The following is a 22,176-nucleotide window of genomic DNA, read 5'->3' as shown; positions in this document are numbered from 1 at the left end:
TTAAGCTACATTTGGGCTTGATTTTTAGTAGATTAGGCCCAATATAGCTGTAATAGAGTTGTGTATTGAAGGTAAGTACTTAATAAAAAAAGCAAGACTCCCAAAATAAAACAAAGCAAGTAAAAGCAAATAAGGAGCAGTATGAATAACAATAAAATTCAATTACTACAGGATCCATTTCTGAATGCATTGCGTAAAGAGCATGTACCTGTTTCCATCTATCTTGTGAATGGTATTAAATTGCAAGGCAATATTGAATCGTTTGATCAATATGTTGTGCTTCTGCGTAATACCGTGACGCAAATGGTCTATAAACACGCAATTTCCACGATTGTTCCTGCTCGTGCAATTGACTTTCGTTTAGAAGAAGCCAGCCCTGTATAAAACTGGAGTAGATGCGGCACGCGCTGTCCTGGTTGGCGTAGATACAGGACGCGAAGATTTTGCAGATAGCATGGCCGAACTCAGTCTCTTGGCTGATAGCGCCGGCTCCATACCCACAGCCAGTGTCATTGCTCGTAAAGGTAGGACAGACCCCGCCTTATTTATCGGCTCCGGAAAGGCTAATGAGCTCAAGAAGGTGATGGAAGAACAAGAAGCCGAATTAGCCATCTTCAATCACCCTTTATCTCCAACGCAGCAACGAAATCTAGAGCGTCATATTGGTCGACATGTGATGGATCGCACCGGTTTGATTTTGGATATCTTTAGTCAACGGGCACAAAGTCATATTGGTAAAACTCAGGTTGAACTCGCGCAGGTTCGATATCGCATGTCACGTTTAGTAAGAGCGTGGAGTCATTTGGAACGTCAACGAGGCGGTATTGGTGTGCGTGGTGGTCCAGGTGAAACGCAGATGGAGTTGGATCGCCGGATGCTAGCGACCAAAGCAAAGCGTTTAGAAAATGAATTGGAAAAACTTCAGCGCCAACAACGCACCCAAAGAAGGGCGCGCAATCGTAAGGATGTGTTTTCTGTATCCTTGGTTGGATACACCAATGCCGGAAAATCAACCTTATTTAACGCCTTAACTAAAGCGGGCACCTATGCTGCCGACCAGCTTTTTGCCACTCTCGATACCACTTCTAGGAGAGTTCATTTGGAGGGGGTGGGGTCGATTGTGGTGTCAGATACCGTAGGATTTATCCGAGATTTGCCCCATCAATTGGTAGAGGCCTTTAGGGCAACTTTGGATGAAACCATTCATGCTGACCTGATTCTGCACGTAATTGATGCCTGTAGTCCAGTTGCTAGGGAGCAAAAGGCCGAAGTAGAGGCTGTTTTAGAAGAAATTGGGGCAGATGACATCCCTCGGATCGAGGTGATGAACAAGATTGACTTGATGCCGCAAACCTTTACTCGGGGTGCGGTTTTGGAGCGTGATGGGCAGGGCTTCCCAAGCCAGGTTTTCCTATCCGCCCAGACGGGCTTAGGCCTCGATTTACTCAGGTCAGCCCTAGCGGAATGCTCTCAAATGACTGATAGAATAAGGGTCGAACACAACCGTGCCAAGAAGCAAATGGCCCCGGACGAGTTTTTAGCCCCTTTACCCGAACGACCAGAAACAGCTGAATTTAACCCTATTCCCAATCGAAGTTATCTTTCTAATGACACGTAAATTTCTCGGCCTATTTTCGGTCAATGATCCAGGTTGGGGCAATAACCCCAATACCGGTGGATCTAAAGATGCCAAAGATGGGCAGGGCAGTGAACAAGCTCCAAAAGTAGATCCAGATCCAGCGACTTCACCAAATAAGCAGCCTTCCGGTCAGCCATCTAAACCAGATGGCCCTCCTGATCTCGATGAATTATGGCGGGATTTTAATGACCGATTAGCGGGCATTTTTGGTGGCAAGAAAAAACCGGGTGATGCTGCAAGTAGACCGACTAGTAAGCCAAATAGCTCAGATATTCCTCCTCCCTCAGAGCGTGGCGGAAATGGTGGCGGTAGCAATGGCGGACCTTCAGCGCCGAACTTCAATTTCACAAACCCATTTAGTTCCAAGAGCGGCTCATTGGTCGCAATTGCAGCCGTCTTCTTTATTTGGGTATGCAGTGGCTTCTTCATTATTCAAGAAGGTCAAGCCGGAGTCGTTATGACTTTTGGAAAGTACGATTACACCGCTAAGCCAGGCATTAATTGGCACCTGCCTTGGCCGATTCAGTCAGCTGAAACGGTCAACCTTTCTGGGGTACGCTCAGTTGAGGTGGGGCGTCCTACTTTGATTAAGGCAACCAATCAAAAAGATTCTTCAATGTTGACTGAAGATGAAAACATTATTGATGTTCGCTTCGCTGTGCAATACCGCTTAAAAGATCCAACAGATTATCTATTTAATGATCGTGATCCTGATGCAGCGGTTGTTCTTGCAGCAGAGACGGCCGTGCGCGAGATCGTTGCTCGTAGCAAGATGGATACCGTTCTCTACGAAGGGCGCGAAAAGATCGGGATAGATTTAGCGGCCTCCATTCAGAAGATATTGGATAGTTACAAGACAGGCATCTATGTCACTAGCGTCACCGTACAAAATGTACAGCCACCAGAACAAGTGCAGGCAGCTTTTGATGATGCAGTGAAGGCTGGTCAAGACCAAGAGCGTCTAAAGAGCGAAGGGCAGGCCTATGCCAATGACATCATTCCCCGTGCTAAGGGAACTGCAGCTCGCTTAATTCAGGAGGCTGAAGGCTATAAGGCACGAGTTGTGGCAACGGCAGAGGGCGACGCAGCTCGCTTTAAGCAAATTTTGGTGGAATACTCTAAAGCTCCCCAAGTCACTCGTGATCGGATGTACATCGATACCATGCGTGAGATGTACACCAACGTCACTAAGATTTTGGTTGATACCACCAAGAGCAATAATCTCTTGTTTTTGCCGCTCGATAAAATCATTGCGCAAGTGAGCGCTGAGAGTTCGCAGGCAGCGAACACTCAAGTGACTCAAGGTAGTGCCACAACCCCAACAGGTTCTGTCACTGTTGGCGGAGCAACTGGAACCACTGCTCCTGCAACTACAAGCACATCGACTGCACCAGCATCCGCCTCTAGCAGCACTCCAGCGATTGAAAAAACAGTTGATAAGCGCGATGGTTTGCGTAGTCGTGATCGGGATTCTCGTTAATGAATAAGAATCGCCTGATTGCTGCTGGTATCGCCTTCATTGCCTTGATCTATGTGCTTTCTTCAAGCATTTTTATTGTTGATCAACGCATGTTTGCGGTCGTGTTCTCATTTGGACAAATCGTACGCGTGATTGAGCAGCCTGGATTGCAGATTAAATATCCAGCGCCATTTGAGAGTGTGCGCTTCTTTGATCGCCGTATTTTGACAATCGATAATCCAGAGGCAGAGCGCTTTATTACTGCCGAAAAGAAAAACCTATTGGTCGACTCGTATGTGAAGTGGCGTATTGTTGACCCGCGCAAGTTCTTCATTAGCTTTAAGGGTGATGAGCGTTTAGCACAAGATCGTCTTACTCAGCTGGTACGTTCGGCTTTAAATGAAGAGTTCACTAAACGCACTGTACGTGAGTTGATTTCTGAGCAACGTGAAGAGGTGATGCAGGGTATCCAGAAAAAAGTAGCTGTTGATGCTTCGGACATTGGTGTTGAGATTGTCGATGTTCGTTTAAAGCGAGTTGACTTGCTGGCAGAGATTAGTGATTCGGTATATCGCCGTATGGAGGCGGAGCGTAAGCGCGTAGCAAATGAATTGCGCTCTATGGGTGCCGCAGAGTCTGACAAGATACGTGCGAATGCAGAGCGTCAACGCGATACGATTTTGGCTGAGGCTTATCGTGATGCACAAAAAATCAAAGGAGCCGGGGATGCCAAGGCAACCGCGCTTTATGCTGAGGCATTTGGGCGTGATCCCCAATTTGCTCAGTTCTATCAAAGTCTTGAGGCCTATCGCAATTCCTTTAAGGATAAGAAAGATGTGATGGTGGTTGAGCCTAACGGCGAGTTTTTCAAGTACCTGCATAAAAAATAAGAAAGCGAATATTCCCAATCATGAACCGTTGGTTACTTCCTGAAGATATTGCAGATGTTTTGCCGGCTCAAGCGCGCAAGGTAGAGACTTTACGTCGCGCCATCTTGGATCTTTATCAGTCCTATGGTTATGAGCTTGTCGCTCCTCCTATCTTGGAGTTCTTAGATTCTTTATTAACTGGAACTGGCTCAGATCTTAATTTACAAACATTTAAGTTAGTGGATCAGTTATCAGGCCGCACTCTCGGCCTACGTGCGGATATCACCCCACAAGTAGCCCGTATTGACGCCCATCTCTTAAATCGTGCTGGCGTAACTCGTCTTTGCTATGCTGGTTCAGTAGCGCAGGCTCTTACACCTGTTGGTGGCTCTTCACGTGAGCAATTGCAATTAGGTGCTGAGATATATGGTTGCGCTAATGGGGAAGCGGATTTCGAGGCGATTACCTTATTACTAAAGACTTTGGATCTTGCTGGATTAAAGAAGGTCTATTTAGATCTCTCTCATGCTGGCATCTTGACCGGCATCCTAGAAGGGCAGCAGCTTGATAAAGAATCCATTGAAACTTTATATGGCTTATTGCAGAGCAAAGATCGCCCTCGCCTAAGGCAGTGGGCGACTTGCTTACCGGCAAAATTAGCCGCAGATCTACTTGCTTTGACTGAGCTCAATGGTCCTTGTACTGAGGTTATTGCCAACGCGAAAAAGGTATTGCCAAGGCATGCAGCAGTTGACCAAGCTCTAGCTGATTTAGAGTGTGTCGTATCTGCTGCCTCTAAATCATTAAGTGGCGTAGAGCTCAGCATTGATTTAGCGGATTTACGGGGTTATCAATATCACAGCGGTGTGATGTTTGCGGCCTATGTAGACGGATTGCCGCAACCAATTGCAAGAGGAGGTCGCTATGACCAAGTCGGTAAGGCATTCGGTCGTTCACGTCCAGCAACTGGTTTTTCATTAGATTTGCTGACCTTAGCTGGTTTATCGCCACTGAACTGTCGCAAGCTAGCAGTGCTTGCTCCTTGGATTGATGATGCAGACCTTAATCAAGTCATTGCAGATTTGCGTAATCGTGGTGAGGTAGTCATTCAGGTGCTTCCTGGTGAAGTGCTTGAGGCTGCCGAGTATGAATGTGATCGAGAGTTGGTAAAGCAAGGCAACTCTTGGGAATTGAAGAAGAAATAAAGCAGCGCAGTAAAGCAATTATTCATTTTTTGTAATTATCTTTTTGGATTTTTAATATGTCTTCAAAGCAGCAAGCTCAAGGTCGTAACGTCGTTGTCATTGGCACCCAATGGGGTGATGAGGGTAAGGGTAAGGTGGTTGATTGGTTGACCGATCATGCACAAGCCGTAGTTCGCTTTCAGGGTGGACATAATGCTGGCCACACTTTAATCATTGGCGATAAAAAAACGATCTTGCGCTTGATTCCTTCAGGAATCATGCACAAGGATGTCATTTGCTACATCGGTAATGGTGTGGTTTTGTCGCCTGAGGCGTTATTTAAAGAGATTGGTGAACTAGAAGCTGCTGGTTTGGATGTTCAATCGCGCTTAAAGATTTCAGAAGCAACCACTTTAATTCTGCCGTACCACGTTGCAATTGATCATGCCCGCGAGAAAAAACGCGGTGAAGCAAAGATCGGTACAACTGGCCGTGGTATTGGCCCAGCCTATGAAGATAAGGTAGCTCGTCGTGCATTGCGCGTGCAAGATTTGTTCTATCCAGAAAAGTTTGCCGAGCAATTGCGTGAAAACTTGGAGTATCACAATTTCATGCTCACGAATTACTATGGTGCAGAGCCTGTGAATTATGAAAAGACGCTTGCTGAGGCAATGTCTTATGCTGAGCGCCTTAAGCCGATGGTGGTTGATGTATCGAGTGCTTTGTATGCCGCTGAACAAGCAGGACAAAACCTCTTGTTCGAAGGCGCACAAGGCACTTTACTCGACATCGATCACGGTACTTATCCATACGTTACCTCTAGCAATTGCGTAGCAGGAAATGCTGCCGCTGGTTCAGGTGTTGGTCCTGATTCTTTGCAATATATTTTGGGAATTACAAAAGCTTATTGCACCCGCGTTGGTGCTGGACCATTCCCAAGTGAGTTATATGATCACGATAATCCAGCAAGACAAGACCCAATAGGCGTTCGCCTAGCTGAAGTAGGTAAAGAATTTGGATCCGTCACTGGCCGTCCCCGTCGTACTGGTTGGTTAGATGCGGCAGCGTTAAAGCGTTCTATTCAAATTAATGGCTTGTCTGGTCTGTGCATTACTAAATTAGATGTACTTGATGGCTTGGAAACGATCCGTTTATGTGTAGGCTACAACTTAGATGGCAAGAAATTAGACGTATTGCCACGTGGCGCTGAATCTGTGGCGCGTTGTGAGCCAATTTATGAAGATTTCCCAGGCTGGAAAGGCACCACATTCGGTATCCGTGAATGGGAAAAATTGCCTGTAGAAGCCCAGAACTTCTTGCGCCGTATCGAAGAAGTGGCTGGAAAACCAATTGCCATGGTCTCTACCGGTCCAGAACGAGATGAAACGATCTTGCTCCAGCATCCTTTTCAGGATTGATGGAAAATAATCGATTAACCCTATTTATTAACTTTTGTATCAAAAATTAAGGTTTTGAACATGACTGCGCGCACTACCTGCAATAGCCTTCAAGTGGCAACCCCTCTATACCGTTTTATTGAAGACAAAGTCCTTCCAGGAACTGGAATTAAGAGTGCTGACTTTTGGAAAGGCTTTGATGAAATTGTTAAAGACCTCACCCCTAAAAATGAAGCATTGCTAGCTAAGCGCGATCGCATTCAGGTGGACTTGGATAAATGGCATCAAGCTAATCCTGGCCCAATTAAAGATATGCCTGCTTATCGCAAGTTCCTAAAAGAAATTGGGTACTTAGATGATGTTCCAGGAAAAGTATTGGGCACTACCGAGAATGTGGATGATGAGTTGGCATTGCAAGCTGGCCCACAACTCGTGGTTCCAGTTCTCAACGCGCGTTATGCATTAAATGCGGCCAATGCTCGTTGGGGTTCTTTATATGATGCTCTGTACGGCACTGACGTACTTTCTGAAGAAGACGGCGCTACAAAAGCGGGCGCATACAACCCAATACGTGGTGCGAAGGTTGTAGCCTTTGCTCGCAATTTCCTGGATCAGTCCGCCCCTTTGGCTAAAGGCTCTCATCGCGATGCCGTTTCATATACGGTTGATGGCAATAAATTATCAATCAAGCTCAAGGATGGCAGCACAACAGGCCTGGCAGATGAGAAACAATTCGTAGGCTACCAGGGCGATGCGGCTGCGCCCAGCTCAATTTTGTTGCGCAATAACGGTGTGCATATTGATATCGAAATTGATAAGAGCAAAACGATTGGCTCAGGCGATCCTGCTGGTATTAATGACGTAGTACTCGAAGCAGCACTCTCTACCATTTTGGATTTGGAAGACTCTATTGCTGCAGTAGATGGCGATGACAAAGTGCTGGCCTATGAAAACTGGCTTGGCATCCTAAAAGGTACTTTGGTTGAAGAGGTAAGTAAGGGTGGAAAAACTATTACCCGTGCCTTGAATCCTGATCGCAAGTACAAGGCAGGTATTGGTGCCGTAAATGCAAAAGATGGAGTTGTGACTTTGCATGGCCGCTCACTCTTGTTCCTTCGTAACGTTGGCCACCTCATGACCAACCCAGCAATCATCACTGGCGAAGGCAAAGAGATTTACGAAGGTATTTTGGATGCAGTAGTTACAGTATTGATTGCGTTGTACGACATTAATCGTCCAGCGACTCAGGCTATTGGAAACACACGTAAGGGTTCTGTTTATATCGTTAAACCAAAAATGCATAGCCCTGAAGAGGTTGCTTTTGCAGGCGAATTGTTTGGACGTGTTGAGAAATTGTTAGGCTTACCAGCCAATACAGTGAAGTTAGGCATCATGGATGAAGAGCGTCGTATGAGCGCCAACATCAAAGCAGCAATTGCAGCGGCTGGTGCACGCGTAGCCTTTATTAATACCGGTTTCTTGGACCGTACTGGCGACGAAATGCACACCTCTATGTATGCGGGCCCAATGATTCGCAAGGGCGATATGAAAGCCAGCAAATGGTTATCCGCTTATGAGCGTCGCAATGTGTTTGCAGGTCTAGACTGTGGTTTACGTGGTCGCGCCCAAATTGGTAAGGGCATGTGGGCTATGCCAGACTTGATGAAAGCCATGGTTGAGCAGAAGATCGTTCACCCGAAAGCAGGTGCAAATACTGCTTGGGTTCCATCACCAACAGCTGCTACTTTGCATGCGCTTCATTACCACCAAGTCAATGTAGCGGAACTCCAAAAAGAAATGGAAAAGGTTGATACGGCAGCGGAAGCTGAAGCATTGCTGAATGATCTCTTAACGATTCCGGTAGCAGAGCAAGCAAATTGGTCTAAAGAAGAAATTCAACAAGAATTAGATAACAACTGCCAAGGTATCTTGGGTTATGTAGTTCGTTGGATTGATCAAGGCGTTGGTTGCTCCAAGGTTCCTGATATTCATAACGTTGGCCTCATGGAAGACCGCGCTACATTGCGTATTTCCAGTCAGCATATTGCAAACTGGCTATTGCACGGCGTTGTTACTGCCGATCAAGTCAACGAGACATTGCAACGTATGGCTAAAGTGGTTGATGGGCAAAATGCTGGTGACTCTTTGTACAAGCCTATGATGCCCCATTACAAAGATTCTTACGCTTATAAAGCTGCAAGCGACTTGATTTTCAAGGGTCTCGAGCAGCCCAATGGCTACACAGAGCCTTTGTTGCACGCTTGGCGCTTAGAAGTAAAGAAGGCGAACGCATAGTCATTTAAATCTGATGCTTCATTAAAATGGATTTGCCCAAAAAGCAAATCCATTTTTTATTGGGCAATCTCTTATGTTTAGTTTTTTAAATCCTTTCTCTAAATCCCATAGTCACTTCCCATTTCAACTGAATGATGGGGGAAGGGATGCTGCCGGCTTTAAGGGAGGAGCAGGGGACTGTGTTGTGAGATCGATTGCGATTGCTGCTAAGCTACCTTATATCCAAGTCTATGAGGATCTGCGTGATGCCAACGCGCGTTATGCTGAAAAAAGAAATGATCGCTTGGCGAAGCGCTTGAATGAAAAAGGCTCATCGCCGCGTAATGGCAATCACCGTAACGTATTTCATGATTACATCTTGAGTCATGGATTTGAGTGGGTGCCCACCATGAAAATTGGGGCAGGCTGTCAGGTGCATCTGAGACCTGACGAGTTGCCCTCAGGAGTACTGATTGTGAAAGTCTCGAAACACCTCACGGCAGTGATTGATGGTGTTATTCAGGATACGCATAACCCCTCGCGTGGAGGAAGTCGTTGCGTTTATGGGTATTACATTAAGAAGAACTAAGGTCTTTTTGGCCGTACTTCAAATTCCATGCGTTTTTATAAGTATTAGTCATGCCAATCATGACGGACGTTGTCCATGCCAGACAAAATAGACCTGAAAAAGAAATAAAGAAGGCTAAGCTTTTCCATCCCATGGGAAGTGTATCTGGAACAAAACCCACGGTGGTATAGCAGCTGCCCGCAAATAATAAAGCATGAACAGAATCATCCATGAGGCCCAATCCCGTTATAAAAAAACACCAAATGATGATTTCACAGATATGCATTAAGGCGATAAAGAAAAAGGAAGCATAAAAATGCATAAATACGTAGTTATATCGCCCTAGCCTTAAGTGTTTATTTGCCTGCTTTTCAAAGCGCATGATGATGTGATTGATGGCAACACCGTGATACATTAGGACGAGAATGAGGCCCAGTATTCCAAAAAAGACCTCAACTATCAGAGGCATTATGGGGAGACCCAGTACGGCTGTCTGAGATATTGATTCTGGAGGGATTAGCATATATTAAGAGCCTGCAAGTATTTGTATCAAGGGGGATAATGTCATATTGACTAAAGCATGTAAAGAAAACCTTGACACAGCAATCCCACCTTTTTGAATCCACCAAACAGGAGCGCTTTTTTCTCCTCGCGTTATCTGGAATTCAATTTACCCATATTCTGGACTTTATGATCATGATGCCTTTAGGGCCTCAGTTCATACAAGCATTGTCCATTAACACTCATCAGTTTGGCTTGTTACTTTCCTCTTATACTTTTGCCGCTGCAATCGCAGGAGTGTTTGCAACCTATTACATCGATCGGTTTGAGCGTCGTACGCTTTTACTTCGCTTGTATATATGCTTCATTATTGCGACAGTAGCTTGCGGCTTTGCACCCAATTACCATACTCTATTTTTTGCACGCGCCTGTGCGGGAGCATTCGGTGGAATATTGGGCTCACTGGTGCAGACCATTGTTGCCGATTCGATTCCCTTTGAGCGCAGAGGAAAGGCCCTGGGAACAGTGATGGCCGCATTTTCTGTTTCAACAGTTGCCGGAGTTCCGCTCAGTTTATTTTTAGCCAATCACATTAGTTCTTTGGGTTGGCGTGCGCCATTTATGTTTATTGGGCTCATATCTCTTTTGATTCTCTATATCGCCTATCGCAATATTCCACAGATCTCTGGGCATTTACATCATGTGCAGGAGGGGAGTCGGTTTAAACAAATTTATGAGGTATTGATTGCCCATCGCCATTTACGCGCCTTTTTGTTCATTGGCTTGGTGATGATGACTGGTTTTTCAGTTATCCCTTATATCGCCCTATATCTCACTGCCAATGTGGGTGTTGCTAACTCCTACATTTCGCTCATCTACCTTTGCGGTGGTGTGGCCACCCTCATGAGCTCAAGGTTTATTGGCCATATGGCGGATAAGTTTGGCAAAGTAAGGGTGTTTCAAGTCTTAGCAATTATTAGTCTGGCACCCATATTAATCACTACCAATCTCGGCCCTGTTCCTCTGTGGATTGTCTTAATAAACCAAACGGCATTCTTTATTTTGATCTCTGGCCGTATGATTCCAACGATGGCTATCGTAAGTCAAATGGTAGAACCCAAGATTCGAGGAACATTTATGAGTCTCGTTGGCTCAGTTCAAATGTTAGCCTCGGGTATAGCCTCGGTAGTAGCGGGTGCCGTGGTTACTATTGCAGCAGATGGCAAGATGGAGCATTACAACTTAGTTGGATATGGGGCAGCAGTGTGTGGCTTGCTCACATTCTGGCTGGTAGGATATATTCATTCCGATACAAAAAAAGCATAAGAAAGCAGACATGATTGAATACAAAAGACCAGATGGTCAATCCGTTAAAGGATATTTAGCGCAGCCCGCGAGTGCAGAAAACGCCCCTGGCGTAGTCGTGATTCAAGAGTGGTGGGGCTTAGATGACGAAGTGAAATCGGTAGCCGATCGTTTAGCGGCAGCGGGATATCGTGCACTGGTACCCGATCTTTACCGGGGTAAGTTGGCTTTAGAAGCCAAAGAGGCAGAGCACCTCATGGGTGATCTGAACTTTGGCGATGCAGCGGGTCAAGATATTCGTGGCGCAGTGCAATACCTGAAAGCTACTGGCAGTAAAAAAGTGGCCGTCACAGGATTTTGTATGGGTGGTGCTTTAACCGTTTTAGCTGCTTGTAATGTTCCAGAGCTAGATGGCACAGTGGTTTGGTATGGTTACCCTCCGTTGGAGTATGTCGACGCAGCAGCTATTCAGAAACCGATGCTCGCACATTGGGCCACTCATGATGATTTCTTTGCCATATCTGGGGTGGATCAACTCGAGGCAAAGTTAAAAGAGGCTGGTGTAAATTATGACTTTGAGCGCTATGACGCTAAGCATGCTTTTGCTAACCCTAAGTCTGATTCTCGTGGGCTCCCCCCATTGCAGTACAACCCAGAAGCTGCCAAGTTGGCTTGGGAAAGAACTTTTGATTTCTTGAAAAAGAATTTGGCCTAACTTTACTTTTAAATTCATTCACGATGCACCTCTTTTCAGAAAACCTCGCACTAGAAATTGCTTCTTACTACCGTAACCTTGCTTTGGCTCACGGCGTGATTCCGAAGATCTTTACCTTGGTGAATGGTGATGGTGACCAATACCTTTTCTTTGTTGATGACCTCAGGATGGAAAAGGAAGAAGAGGATCAGTTTTTGTCCTATATTGTTCAGGCACATGACGCAGTTTCTTATGCCCGAGGTACCTTAGTGATTGTTCAAAAGCATGAGCAGTTCATCGAGTATGCGGTAGTGGATAAAGACGATGAGCAGGCGATTGTTTGCTCAGCAGAGTTGACACGCGATATAGACGACAAGCCAATCGGTTTAACGGAATTTGAAAAGACAATGGTTAAAAGAGAGTCGATTGTATTTGGAAGGCTCTACGATCCTATTGAGCTTTCTGAAGCCAAGGTTGAAGATTTTGAAAGCCTCTGGGAGGAGATGAAATCTAAGATTTTGCACAGAGAAATGGGAATCTAGTTATTAGAATGACCTCGGAACAGAAGCGGGCCTTTATAGAAGGCTTTAAAGAGATGTCACGGTTCGGTGTGACGATTCTCACTTGGGGGTTTGTGACTGGTATTGCCATGGCCAAGTCTTCCCTGACGGTACACCAAGCTTTGACAATGAGTCTTTTAGTTTATGCGGGGTCATCCCAGTTAGCAGCACTTCCGCTAATCACAGTAGGTCTGCCGATCTGGATGATATTAATCACCTCTTTTATGGTGAATCTACGCTTTGTTATTTTTAGCTTGGGATTGCAAGCCCATTTTTCATATTTACCCATGTGGCGCAGAATTCTTCTGGGTTATATGACTGCTGACTTTAGTTATTTCTTCTACATTAAACGTTACCCCACACCGCAATCCACTTCCGAGCGCCATGCCGATAAAGACCATGTCCGTTTGTATTGGTTAATCGGAATGCAGTTTTCTAATTGGGCGCTATGGCAAGTAGGATCTATTGCAGGAATTTTCTTGGCTAGCCAAATTCCGAATAGCTGGGGGTTAGAGTTTGCAGGTGCCATTGCTTTATTGGCAATTATTATCCCAATGCTGGATCGAGCTGCTGCACGTTGGGCGGCACTAGCTGCTACCGTCGTTGCGGTGGCTACTTATGGTTTGCCATTTCGGTTAAATATTGTTTTAGCTATTGTGGCTGCATTAATAGTAGGGATGGTCACCGATCGCACCCCTAGGTGGGTTGCGCCTTAATGCAAATTGATCTCAATATTTATTTATTGATTATTGGCATGGCTTGGGTAACTGCATGGTCAAGAAGCTTCTTTTTGATTTTGGGCGAGCACGTAAAGGTTCCGGATTGGGCGCTAGAGGCAATTCGTTTTGCGCCTTTGGCGGCAATGGTAGCAATTTTGGCTCCGGAGATTTTTTTGCCGGCTAGTGCTAGTAGCGTTGCCCAATTTAATCTCAGGCTGCCAAATATTTGGGGAGGCGTGGCGGCCATCATTGCTTTTTATTTGACACGAAAAATGCTCATTACCTTGATTGTTGGTATGGGTGTTTTTACCGCAGCCAGATTTTGGCTATAACTCACATAAGCTGAGTAACTCAGACTAAGCCCAGCATTACTTTCCCCGATATTTTCTGGATACTGCCTCTAGTGCAAAGGAGCCTATAAGCGCACCGATCAATGCAATGGCACTTCCGGGTGCGGTTTCAACAACATTAATAAAGAGCGTGATGAATAGTCCTAAGTTGATGATGATCGCTGCCCAAAGTGGCCAAAGCTTTGCGCCGGTTTGTTTGCGCACTTTTATGTGGCCGGCAGTGATTGCTGCATAAACGAGCAAGAAAGCTAGACTAGCCATTTTCCCGACTACATCTAAAGGAAAGGCGCATACCAACACAACCACAATTAGCGCTGAAATAGTTAAGGCCCGCATCTGTGTTTTTAAAACGGTATTACCCAAGGTTTTAGAAATAGAAACTTTGCTTGCCATGTCCGCAGCAATATTCGATGCGGCAAAGATAGTGGCGTTTAGTGCTGCTGCACATGCCAATAATGCAGAGGCGCCAATCACAACAAAACCTGTTCTTCCGGTAACCATTTCAGCAGCATCGGCTAAAACATGACCATTAAACGCAATCATTTGAGCTGGGGTCAGTAAAAGCTCAGTTGCAGTACTGACTAGGAGGTAGGCAAACGTTACTAAAATGAGCGCAGAAAACATGGCTAGCGGCAATTCTTTTTGTGGCTGCGCCATTGCGTTAGAGGAGTTGGTTACAACCCCAAAGCCTTGATAGTTGATATACAGAATGCCGGTTGCGATAGCGATGCCATTGATCGACCAATCTGACCAATGGAACATGGCGCCGCTAGAAGCATGTATGCCTTTTGCAGAAAATATCAATAGGGCTATGACGACAAAACCAATGGCAACAGTTTCCGCTCGACCAACAATACTCGTGCCTAATAAATTGATGCCAGCACAAAACACCACAATAGCAGCCCCAACCATTTTGACTTCAAGCGGTGATAGCGGGTTCCCTAATAAAGTATTTGCATACTCTGAAAAGCCGGCTGCATAAAGAGCTGCGGCAATCAAGTAGGCGATATATTGAAAAATATTGAGGCCGCCAGAAATGACGCCGGGACCAAAGCACATCACTGTGAAAGTCGCGCCGCCACCACTACTTGGAAAAGTGGCACCTAATTTGGCATAGGAGTAGACCGAAAATGAGGCGGCTATGGCTCCAATTAAAAAAGCGATAGGTATATGTGTGCCAGCATGAACGCTCGCAGTGCCTAGAAGTGAAAATAGCCCAGCACCCATCATGCCGCCGATACCTAGGGCAGTAGCTGAAAACAGGCTAATTTGGGAGGCTTTTTTGCTCGGTTTTTTAAGGAGAGCGGTATTCACAGGATCTTCGGAGTTTCTTTACGGCAGATGATGGGATTCTATTATGCAGGCTGGCAGATTAAGCGGGGGGCTTGCATTCGAGCGTATTGACCTCATATAAGGTCTAGTAAAGGTGTTTGGTGCCCAGGAAGGGACTCGAACCCCCACAACCTTACGATCGCCAGCACCTGAAGCTGGTGCGTCTACCAATTTCGCCACCTGGGCATGCCTCTATTATAGAGGGATGGGCGTTTTAGGGCTTATTTGAGCTCAATATGGCTTTTTCTCTTCAGACTTGGTGGTTTGATACAGTAGTCTTATTCATAACAAAAACAGATATCACTAGATATATAGATAGGGCATGTATTGCCGAAGGAATTAAATGCGTAAAGCAAAAGACTTGATGCCGCGTGAGGCTGACCGATTAGGAACAGTTCAGGGGCATCGAGATGGATTTGGATTTGTTATTCCCGATGATGGTGGTGAAGATATTTTTCTCTCCGAGAGAGAAATGTCACGCGTCATGCATGGCGATAGAGTCAATGTCAGAGTATTAGGAACAGATCGACGAGGCCGTCCGGAAGGGCAAATTGTTGAGGTAGTTCTGCACGCTAACAAAGTGGTGATCGGTCGTCTCTTAAATGAGAATGGTGTATTAATTGTTGCGCCAGAGGATAAACGTATTGGCCACGATATTTTGATTCCACCTAAAGGCCAAGGTGTCGCCAAATTAGGGCAAGTAGTTAGCGTTGAAATCATTGATTACCCAGATAGCTATCGCCAGGCGGTAGGTCGTGTAGTTGAGGTTTTAGGTGAGATTGATGATCCCGGAATGGAAATCGAAATAGCGGTACGTAAGTATGGCGTTCCTCATGAATTCTCAGCAGCTGCCTTAAAAGAAGCGGCAGCATTGCCAGATACTGTGCAGCAGGGGGACTTAGAGGGCCGCGTTGATTTACGCGACGTACCTCTAGTGACGATTGATGGAGCAGATGCGCGTGACTTTGATGATGCCGTCTATTGCGAGCCAGTAATGTATGGGCAAACTAAGGCTTGGCGTTTAATTGTCGCGATTGCCGATGTTTCGCATTACGTTAAGCCTGGACAACCATTGGATGACGAAGGCTTATTGCGTGCAACCTCCGTTTACTTCCCGCGCCGCGTTATCCCGATGCTCCCAGAAAAGATCTCCAATGGTCTTTGCTCTTTAAATCCTGGGGTTGATCGCCTTTGCATGGTCTGTGATTCTGTAGTGGACAACAATGGCATCGTATTGGCATACCAGTTCTATCCAGCAGTCATGCATTCGGCTCAGCGCTTTACCTATGACACTGTTTGGGAAATTCTCTCCAACAGTAAAGGGCCAGAGGCTACGCGCTTTGCACAGTTCCGTCCTTTATTAACGAATCTATATTCTCTTTACAAAATTTTATTGGCTGCTCGTGAGAAGCGTGGCGCAATTGAGTTTGAAACGACTGAGACCCAAATTATTAGCAACGAGCTTGGCAAGATCTTACGTATTGAGCCGCGCATTCGTAATGATGCACATCGCTTAATTGAAGAATGTATGTTGACTGCAAACGTTTGTGCAGCTGACTTTATTGATAAGAACAAGCATCTCAGTTTGTACCGTGTACACGGTGAGCCTTCAGAAGAGAAGTTGGTGACTTTGCGTCAGGTGCTGAGAACTTCAGGCCTTTCTCTAGGCGGTGGCGACAAACCAAAGCCGCGTGACTTTGCTAAATTGATTCGGGAGATTAAAGATCGTCCGGACGCCAATATGCTGCAATCGGTTGTTCTACGGGCAATGCAACAGGCGATGTACCAGCCAGATAATGAAGGCCACTTTGGCTTGGCTTATCCCGCTTACTCACATTTCACGAGCCCAATTCGTCGCTACCCAGACTTGTTAACTCATCGAGTCATCAAATCGATTCTGCAGAAAAAGCCTTATGTACCGGTCTTGCCGCCTAAGGTTCCGCTTAACCTTACCTTGCCACGCAAGGGTAAGGGTCGTGAGAACGCAGTTAATGCCAAGAAATCTCAAAGCGATGCAAAAGCTGGTGCAGCAAAGGGTGTAAAAGTTCCCAAAGGCGCCAATGCCGCTTTACCAATTTGGGGTCAGCTGGGCGTACATTGCTCATCAAATGAGCGCCGTGCTGATGAAGCATCGCGCGATGTCGAGGCATGGTTGAAGTGCTATTACATGCGCGATCATTTGGGTCAAGAGTATTCCGGCACCGTTACAGGTGTTGCCAATTTTGGATTATTCATTCAGTTGGAAAATCTCTTTGTAGAAGGCATGGTTCACGTAACCGAGTTGGGTGGGGACTACTTCCAATACGATGAGGCTCGTCAAGAATTGCGCGGTGAGCGTACAGGTATTCGTTACCGCTTAGGTGATCGCCTACATGTATTGGTCAGCCGGGTTGATTTAGATGCGCGCAAAATTGAATTTAGTTTAGTTAAAAGTTTTGGCGCAGAAGGGGGCGGTGGATCTTCTGGTCGACGTCAGGTGTTATTAGCTGCCGATACTGGTAGACCCAATAAGAAGGCTGCCCCCAATAAAAGTAGACCTGCCCATAAAGCACCCCAAAAACCAAGCGGCATTAATGTGAATGCAGCTAAATCGGCGGGGACTTTGGGTGCCAACCAATCCAAGAGTCAGGCAAGTCGCAAGAGCAGCAAGGCTGCTAAGCCAAGTCGCCCTGTAGGCAAACCCGCTGGTAGCAAGCCGCCTGTTCGCAGTACCAAAGCGCGCCGTAAATAAAAAAAGTGATTTAAAAAAGATGAAACAAATATTAGTGGGTTTTCATGCGGTTCAAGCGCGCTTACGCGTTGACCCAGATAGTTTGAAGTCGGTGTATTTTGATCCCAGTCGTCGCGATCGACGCATGGGAGATTTCTTAAAGCAAGCCGAAGAGATTTTGGGAGAGCGTTTGCATGCAGCTGATGCAGAGCGTCTTCATAAATTAGCGGGTCATGATCGACACCAGGGAGTGGTCGCTCTTGCAGAAAAAATCACTGTTGCTCGCACCATCACTGAAGTGGTGGAAGATGCAGAGAGTGCTCAGAAGAAACCATTGTTCTTGGTTTTAGATGGTGTGACTGATCCCCATAACTTTGGCGCCTGCTTACGTGTTGCCGATGGTGCCGGCGTCGATGCGGTAGTCATTCCTAAGGATCGCTCTGCCTCTATTAATGCCACTGTCAGTAAGGTATCTAGTGGAGCTTCTGAGGTCATACCCGTTATTACCGTAACCAATCTTGTGCGTAGCATGAAAGAAATGCAAGAGGCGGGTGTTTGGTTGGTGGGTACCGATGATGAAGCTGAGAAATCTATCTACGATCTTGATCTTACCGGTCCTATCGCTATTGTGATGGGGGCTGAAGGTGAGGGTATGCGTCGTCTAACCCGTGAAACCTGTGATGAGCTCGTACGCATCCCTATGCAAGGTGTAGTAGAAAGCTTGAATGTTTCTGTAGCAAGTGGCGTATGCTTATATGAAGCGCTTAGACAGCGTCTTACTAAAGTAGCGAAGTAACTCTAAGGGGGTTCTTATGAAATGCAATGTTGGTCACACAGAACGCGTTGTACGTATGACCGTAGGTGTAACGCTGATGGGATTAGCCGGTTTTGGTATCACTGGCCCCTGGGCATGGATTGGCATACTTCCATTATTGACAGGCATGATTGGTAACTGTCCTGCATATACCTTGCTAGGTATTAATACAGCTAAAAAATAAGCCTAAGAATGTGGCGGCACTATCGAATGGCGGAGGGTTAATACTTATTTAGCTTAAGCAATTGAGCTTTATGATCAAGATACTTGCTGAACCATTATTTAAGGTAGTTAGATGACCCTTCTAATCGTAGTTGCCGCTTTAGTTTTCCTGATGTTTGTAGCTTATCGCGGCTATAGTGTCATTCTTTTTGCTCCCATTGCCGCCCTTGGCGCGGTGCTCTTAACCGATCCCACTTTAGTAGCCCCGATGTTTACCGGCTTATTCATGGATAAGATGGTCGGCTTTGTGAAAAGCTATTTCCCAGTCTTTTTATTAGGCGCAGTATTTGGAAAAGTGATCGAACTTTCGGGTTTTTCTAAGGCCATCGTTTCTTCAGTAATCAAGATAGTGGGGGCTAAAAGAGCCATGCTCTCTATTGTCTTAGTCTGCGCTCTATTGACCTATGGTGGTGTCTCACTATTTGTAGTTGTTTTTGCGGTGTATCCATTTGCTGCCGAACTCTTCCGCCAAGGTGATATTCCAAAGCGCTTAATACCCGGCACGATTGCATTAGGGGCATTCACCTTTACGATGGATTCATTGCCTGGAACCCCTCAAATCCAAAACGTGATCCCCACATCCTTTTTCAAGACAAATATTTATGCTGCGCCAGTATTGGGCATTATGGGGTCCATCTTTATTTTGACGCTGGGTATGTTTTATTTAGAGTGGCGTCGCAGATCTGCTCAGAAGTTAAATGAAGGTTATGGTACCAACCACATCAATGAGCCGGTAGCTTTTGATTTAACTGAAAAGCTTACCAATCCCTTAATCGCTGTTCTTCCTTTGCTCATAGTGGCATTTGCCAATAGGATCTTTACCGATTGGTTGCCAAAGGTTTATGGAGACACTGTTTCATTTATACCTGCTGTTATTGGAAGCCCCGCTCCAGTTGTTCAGGAGGTCGGAAAAATTTCTGCAATATGGGCTGTCGAGGGTGCATTGCTGCTGGGTATTCTGACCGTTATTTTGTTCGCACACAAACGTATTTTTGAAAGTTTTGCTGAGGGCTCTAAAGCGGCGGTAAGTGGCGCGCTTCTTGCTTCGATGAATACAGCTTCTGAATATGGTTTTGGGGCTGTGATCGCTGCACTACCTGGTTTCTTAGTTGTTGCCGATACTCTTAAGTCCGTACCTAACGTCTTGGTAAACGAAGCTGTGACCGTCACAGCCTTAGCGGGAATAACTGGTTCCGCTTCAGGAGGTTTAGGCATTGCTTTAGCTGCGATGTCCAATTTCTTTATTCAAGGAGCGCAAGCGGCAGGCATCTCAATGGAGGTTTTGCACAGAGTTGCTTCCATGGCGAGCGGCGGCATGGATACTCTCCCACACAATGGTGCAGTAATTACATTACTTGCGGTTACCGGCCTATCCCACAAAATATCTTACAAAGATATTTTTGCCATTACTTGTATTAAAACAATGGCAGTATTTTTTGTTATTGCTACGTTTTATTTAACTGGTTGGGTCTAAACAGTCAGCGCATCAGGCATTTGACCATCTAATTTATAACTCGAGGATTTTTTGCCCCATTCACATCTATCACCCTTATTGCATGCGGGTAGTTCCGGAAAAATTATGGCGGCCCATGAGGCTGTGCAACTAATTCAGGATGGGGATACCATCGCCACCGGCGGCTTTGTGGGAATTGGATTTGCAGAGAATATAGCCGTTGCTCTTGAAGATTTATTTTTAGAGGGGTTGAAGTCACCTCTTGAGCATCAAGGGGGACCAAGAAATTTAACCTTGGTATATGCAGCTGGCCAAGGCGATGGAAAAGATCGAGGCCTTAATCATTTGGCTCACCCCGGCTTAGTTTCTCGTGTCATTGGTGGTCATTGGGGATTAGTGCCCAAATTACAAATGATGGCAATCAGCAATCAAATACAAGCGTGGAATTTGCCTCAAGGGGTTATTTGTCACTTATTTAGAGATATCGCGGCTGGCAAGCCCGGAACCTTGACTCATGTTGGGCTTGGTACATTTGTTGATCCACGTTTTGGTGGTGGAAAGCTCAATGAAAAGACGGTAGAAGATTTGGTGGAGTTGGTCAAGATTGGTGGCGAGGATTATCTTTTTTACAAGGCATTGCCCATTAATGTCGGCATCATTCGTGGGACGAGCGCTGATCCTGATGGCAATATCACCATGGAAAAAGAAGCGCTGACCTTAGAGGCTTTAGCAATTGCTATGGCTGCTCATAATTCTGGCGGCATTGTGATAGCGCAGGTTGAGCGGATTTGTGCTGCCGGCAGTCTTAATCCTCGGCAAGTAAAAATTCCAGGGGTATTGGTTGATTGCGTAGTGGTTTCAGAAAAGCCTGAATACCATATGCAAACTTTTATAGAGCCATACAACCCTGCATTTTCTGGTGAAATACGAGTTCCGCATTCCACTCGTCAAGATATGCCTTTAGATTCTCGTAAAGTCATTGCCCGTAGAGCGGCAATGGAATTGCGACCAAATGATGTAGTTAATCTAGGTATTGGGATGCCCGAAGGAGTTTCGGCAGTAGCAGCAGAAGAAAATGTGACCGATCTATTCACGCTTACGACTGAACCAGGCGTGATCGGAGGAATTCCTGCGAGCGGCCTAAATTTTGGTGCCGCAGTCAATACTCAGGCAATCTTAGATCAGCCTTACCAATTTGATTTTTATGATGGTGGAGGATTGGATATTGCCATTTTGGGGTTGGCCCAAATGGATGAAAGCGGGAATTTGAATGTATCTAAGTTTGGCGATAAGTTAGCAGGAGCAGGTGGGTTTATTAATATCTCCCAAAATGCCAGAAAAGTTGTATTTGTTGGCAGCTTTATGGCAGCAAAGTCACATCTTGTTATAGCCCATGGAAAGCTGGTAATTGAGCGTGAGGGTATGGGGAATAAATTCGTCAAAGAGGTCGAGCATCGCACATTTAGCGCTGAGCAATCTTTGAAAAAAGGGCAAGAGGTCATCTACATTACCGAGCGTTGTGTCTTTAAGCTCACCCAAGAAGGTGTTGCGCTGATCGAAATAGCGCCTGGTATCGATCTTGAAAAAGATATTCTTAAAAAAATGGATTTTCAACCCTTAGTTGATGCCCATCTCAAGTTGATGGATCAACGCATTTTCTATCCAGAAACTATGGGTTTACGTTCTGAGCTGCTAGATATTCCCTTTGGTGATCGATTCATCTATGACCCACTTAAAAATATCCTCTTCGTCAATTTAGAAGGCTTCATGGTACGAGCGGATGCAGATGTTGAAAATATCCGCAGGGCAGTAGAAGAGGCTTTAAAAGCTATTCCACATAAAGTTGCCGCAATTGTGAACTATGACCGTTTCGATATCAGCCCAGAGTGGATTGATCGCTACGCAGATATGGTTAAATGCTTAGCAGATCGTTTTTATAGTGAAGTTACGCGTTATACGTCGAGCACTTTCTTGCGAGCTAAGCTTAATGAGGCACTAAAAAAACATTCTGTAGATCCTAAGATATATGAAACGCTGATGGATGCACGCGGTCATCTAGATGTTTCAAAATAGATCTCCCTCTAGATTTTAAAAAGCGCTACCCAATATTCCAATGTAATTAAAAA

The 22,176-nt window shown here is 45.7% G+C and carries 20 protein-coding genes and 1 tRNA gene; 18 read left to right on the top strand and 3 right to left on the bottom strand.

The features are described from left to right. Positions 1 to 141: 141 nt before the first annotated feature. The 8 genes from hfq to PNUC_RS06710 all read left to right on the top strand — a co-directional run bounded on the left by hfq (position 142) and on the right by PNUC_RS06710 (position 9,411). Complete coding sequence (gene hfq / locus PNUC_RS06745) at positions 142 to 384, top strand: RNA chaperone Hfq (protein WP_011903125.1); 243 nt, start codon at positions 142 to 144, stop codon at positions 382 to 384. After that, complete coding sequence (gene hflX, locus PNUC_RS06740; protein WP_199920189.1) at positions 377 to 1,618, top strand: GTPase HflX; 1,242 nt, start codon at positions 377 to 379, stop codon at positions 1,616 to 1,618. The genes hfq and hflX overlap by 8 nt, the downstream gene beginning before the upstream one ends. Next, positions 1,608 to 3,119: an FtsH protease activity modulator HflK gene (hflK, locus tag PNUC_RS06735; RefSeq protein ID WP_011903123.1), complete on the top strand. Its 1,512-nt coding sequence runs from the start codon at positions 1,608 to 1,610 to the stop codon at positions 3,117 to 3,119. The genes hflX and hflK overlap by 11 nt, the downstream gene beginning before the upstream one ends. Next, the gene (gene hflC / locus PNUC_RS06730; RefSeq protein WP_011903122.1) at positions 3,119 to 3,988 is read left to right on the top strand and encodes a protease modulator HflC; all 870 of its coding nucleotides are present in this window, start codon (positions 3,119 to 3,121) and stop codon (positions 3,986 to 3,988) included. Before hflK ends, hflC begins: the two co-directional genes overlap by 1 nt. A gap of 20 nt (positions 3,989 to 4,008) precedes the next feature. Continuing rightward, a complete protein-coding gene (locus PNUC_RS06725) occupies positions 4,009 to 5,172 on the top strand; it encodes an ATP phosphoribosyltransferase regulatory subunit (RefSeq protein ID WP_011903121.1) in 1,164 nt (387 codons plus the stop codon). A 56-nt stretch (positions 5,173 to 5,228) separates the two neighbouring features. Next, a complete protein-coding gene (locus PNUC_RS06720; RefSeq protein ID WP_011903120.1) occupies positions 5,229 to 6,569 on the top strand; it encodes an adenylosuccinate synthase in 1,341 nt (446 codons plus the stop codon). A gap of 60 nt (positions 6,570 to 6,629) precedes the next feature. After that, positions 6,630 to 8,843, top strand: coding sequence for a malate synthase G (locus PNUC_RS06715; RefSeq protein WP_011903119.1), 2,214 nt, complete (start codon positions 6,630 to 6,632; stop codon positions 8,841 to 8,843). Between the two features lie 73 nt (positions 8,844 to 8,916). After that, the gene (locus tag PNUC_RS06710) at positions 8,917 to 9,411 is read left to right on the top strand and encodes a hypothetical protein (RefSeq protein ID WP_011903118.1); all 495 of its coding nucleotides are present in this window, start codon (positions 8,917 to 8,919) and stop codon (positions 9,409 to 9,411) included. On the opposite strand, the gene PNUC_RS06705 is transcribed toward PNUC_RS06710, so the two are convergent. Next, positions 9,398 to 9,859, bottom strand: coding sequence for a hypothetical protein (locus PNUC_RS06705; RefSeq protein WP_201721394.1), 462 nt, complete (start codon positions 9,857 to 9,859; stop codon positions 9,398 to 9,400). The two genes, PNUC_RS06710 and PNUC_RS06705, sit on opposite strands and share 14 nt — an antisense overlap. Before the next feature lie 125 nt (positions 9,860 to 9,984). Here PNUC_RS06705 and PNUC_RS06700 point away from each other — a divergent pair, with 125 nt between their 5' ends. From PNUC_RS06700 to PNUC_RS06680, 5 genes are read left to right on the top strand one after another with little or no spacing between them, the layout of a single operon-like run. Further along, a complete protein-coding gene (locus tag PNUC_RS06700) occupies positions 9,985 to 11,217 on the top strand; it encodes an MFS transporter (RefSeq protein WP_011903116.1) in 1,233 nt (410 codons plus the stop codon). Between the two features lie 10 nt (positions 11,218 to 11,227). Then, the gene (locus tag PNUC_RS06695; RefSeq protein ID WP_011903115.1) at positions 11,228 to 11,911 is read left to right on the top strand and encodes a dienelactone hydrolase family protein; all 684 of its coding nucleotides are present in this window, start codon (positions 11,228 to 11,230) and stop codon (positions 11,909 to 11,911) included. Positions 11,912 to 11,934: 23 nt separating this feature from the next. Further along, the gene (locus tag PNUC_RS06690; RefSeq protein WP_011903114.1) at positions 11,935 to 12,432 is read left to right on the top strand and encodes a hypothetical protein; all 498 of its coding nucleotides are present in this window, start codon (positions 11,935 to 11,937) and stop codon (positions 12,430 to 12,432) included. An 8-nt stretch (positions 12,433 to 12,440) separates the two neighbouring features. Continuing rightward, positions 12,441 to 13,166, top strand: coding sequence for an AzlC family ABC transporter permease (locus PNUC_RS06685; RefSeq protein ID WP_011903113.1), 726 nt, complete (start codon positions 12,441 to 12,443; stop codon positions 13,164 to 13,166). Then, positions 13,166 to 13,501 carry an AzlD domain-containing protein gene (locus tag PNUC_RS06680; protein WP_011903112.1) on the top strand — a complete coding sequence of 112 codons (336 nt, stop codon included), beginning with the start codon at positions 13,166 to 13,168 and terminating at the stop codon, positions 13,499 to 13,501. The genes PNUC_RS06685 and PNUC_RS06680 overlap by 1 nt, the downstream gene beginning before the upstream one ends. 36 nt (positions 13,502 to 13,537) lie before the next feature. On the opposite strand, the gene PNUC_RS06675 is transcribed toward PNUC_RS06680, so the two are convergent. Together PNUC_RS06675 and PNUC_RS06670 are read right to left on the bottom strand one after the other, a co-directional pair. Then, the gene (locus PNUC_RS06675; protein ID WP_011903111.1) at positions 13,538 to 14,833 is read right to left on the bottom strand and encodes an APC family permease; all 1,296 of its coding nucleotides are present in this window, start codon (positions 14,831 to 14,833) and stop codon (positions 13,538 to 13,540) included. A gap of 117 nt (positions 14,834 to 14,950) precedes the next feature. Next, a tRNA-Leu gene (locus PNUC_RS06670) sits at positions 14,951 to 15,037 on the bottom strand. Positions 15,038 to 15,194: 157 nt separating this feature from the next. Between PNUC_RS06670 and rnr the strand changes: the two genes are divergently transcribed. From rnr to PNUC_RS06645, 5 genes are all read left to right on the top strand, one after another. Continuing rightward, the gene (rnr, locus tag PNUC_RS06665) at positions 15,195 to 17,582 is read left to right on the top strand and encodes a ribonuclease R (protein ID WP_011903110.1); all 2,388 of its coding nucleotides are present in this window, start codon (positions 15,195 to 15,197) and stop codon (positions 17,580 to 17,582) included. A gap of 19 nt (positions 17,583 to 17,601) precedes the next feature. Next, positions 17,602 to 18,357 carry a 23S rRNA (guanosine(2251)-2'-O)-methyltransferase RlmB gene (gene rlmB / locus PNUC_RS06660; protein ID WP_011903109.1) on the top strand — a complete coding sequence of 252 codons (756 nt, stop codon included), beginning with the start codon at positions 17,602 to 17,604 and terminating at the stop codon, positions 18,355 to 18,357. 16 nt (positions 18,358 to 18,373) lie between these two features. Then, positions 18,374 to 18,559 carry a YgaP family membrane protein gene (locus PNUC_RS06655; RefSeq protein ID WP_011903108.1) on the top strand — a complete coding sequence of 62 codons (186 nt, stop codon included), beginning with the start codon at positions 18,374 to 18,376 and terminating at the stop codon, positions 18,557 to 18,559. Between the two features lie 111 nt (positions 18,560 to 18,670). Beyond that, positions 18,671 to 20,071 carry a GntP family permease gene (locus PNUC_RS06650; RefSeq protein ID WP_011903107.1) on the top strand — a complete coding sequence of 467 codons (1,401 nt, stop codon included), beginning with the start codon at positions 18,671 to 18,673 and terminating at the stop codon, positions 20,069 to 20,071. Between the two features lie 105 nt (positions 20,072 to 20,176). Then, positions 20,177 to 22,123, top strand: coding sequence for an acyl CoA:acetate/3-ketoacid CoA transferase (locus PNUC_RS06645; RefSeq protein WP_048812128.1), 1,947 nt, complete (start codon positions 20,177 to 20,179; stop codon positions 22,121 to 22,123). Positions 22,124 to 22,176 lie beyond the last annotated feature (53 nt).

Origin of the sequence: Polynucleobacter asymbioticus QLW-P1DMWA-1, from assembly GCF_000016345.1 — a bacterium.
In the GTDB taxonomy this organism is placed as follows: Bacteria; Pseudomonadota; Gammaproteobacteria; order Burkholderiales; family Burkholderiaceae; genus Polynucleobacter; species Polynucleobacter asymbioticus.
The sequence above is the reverse complement of the archived record's forward strand: the minus strand, read 5'-3'. Positions and strand labels throughout refer to the sequence as shown.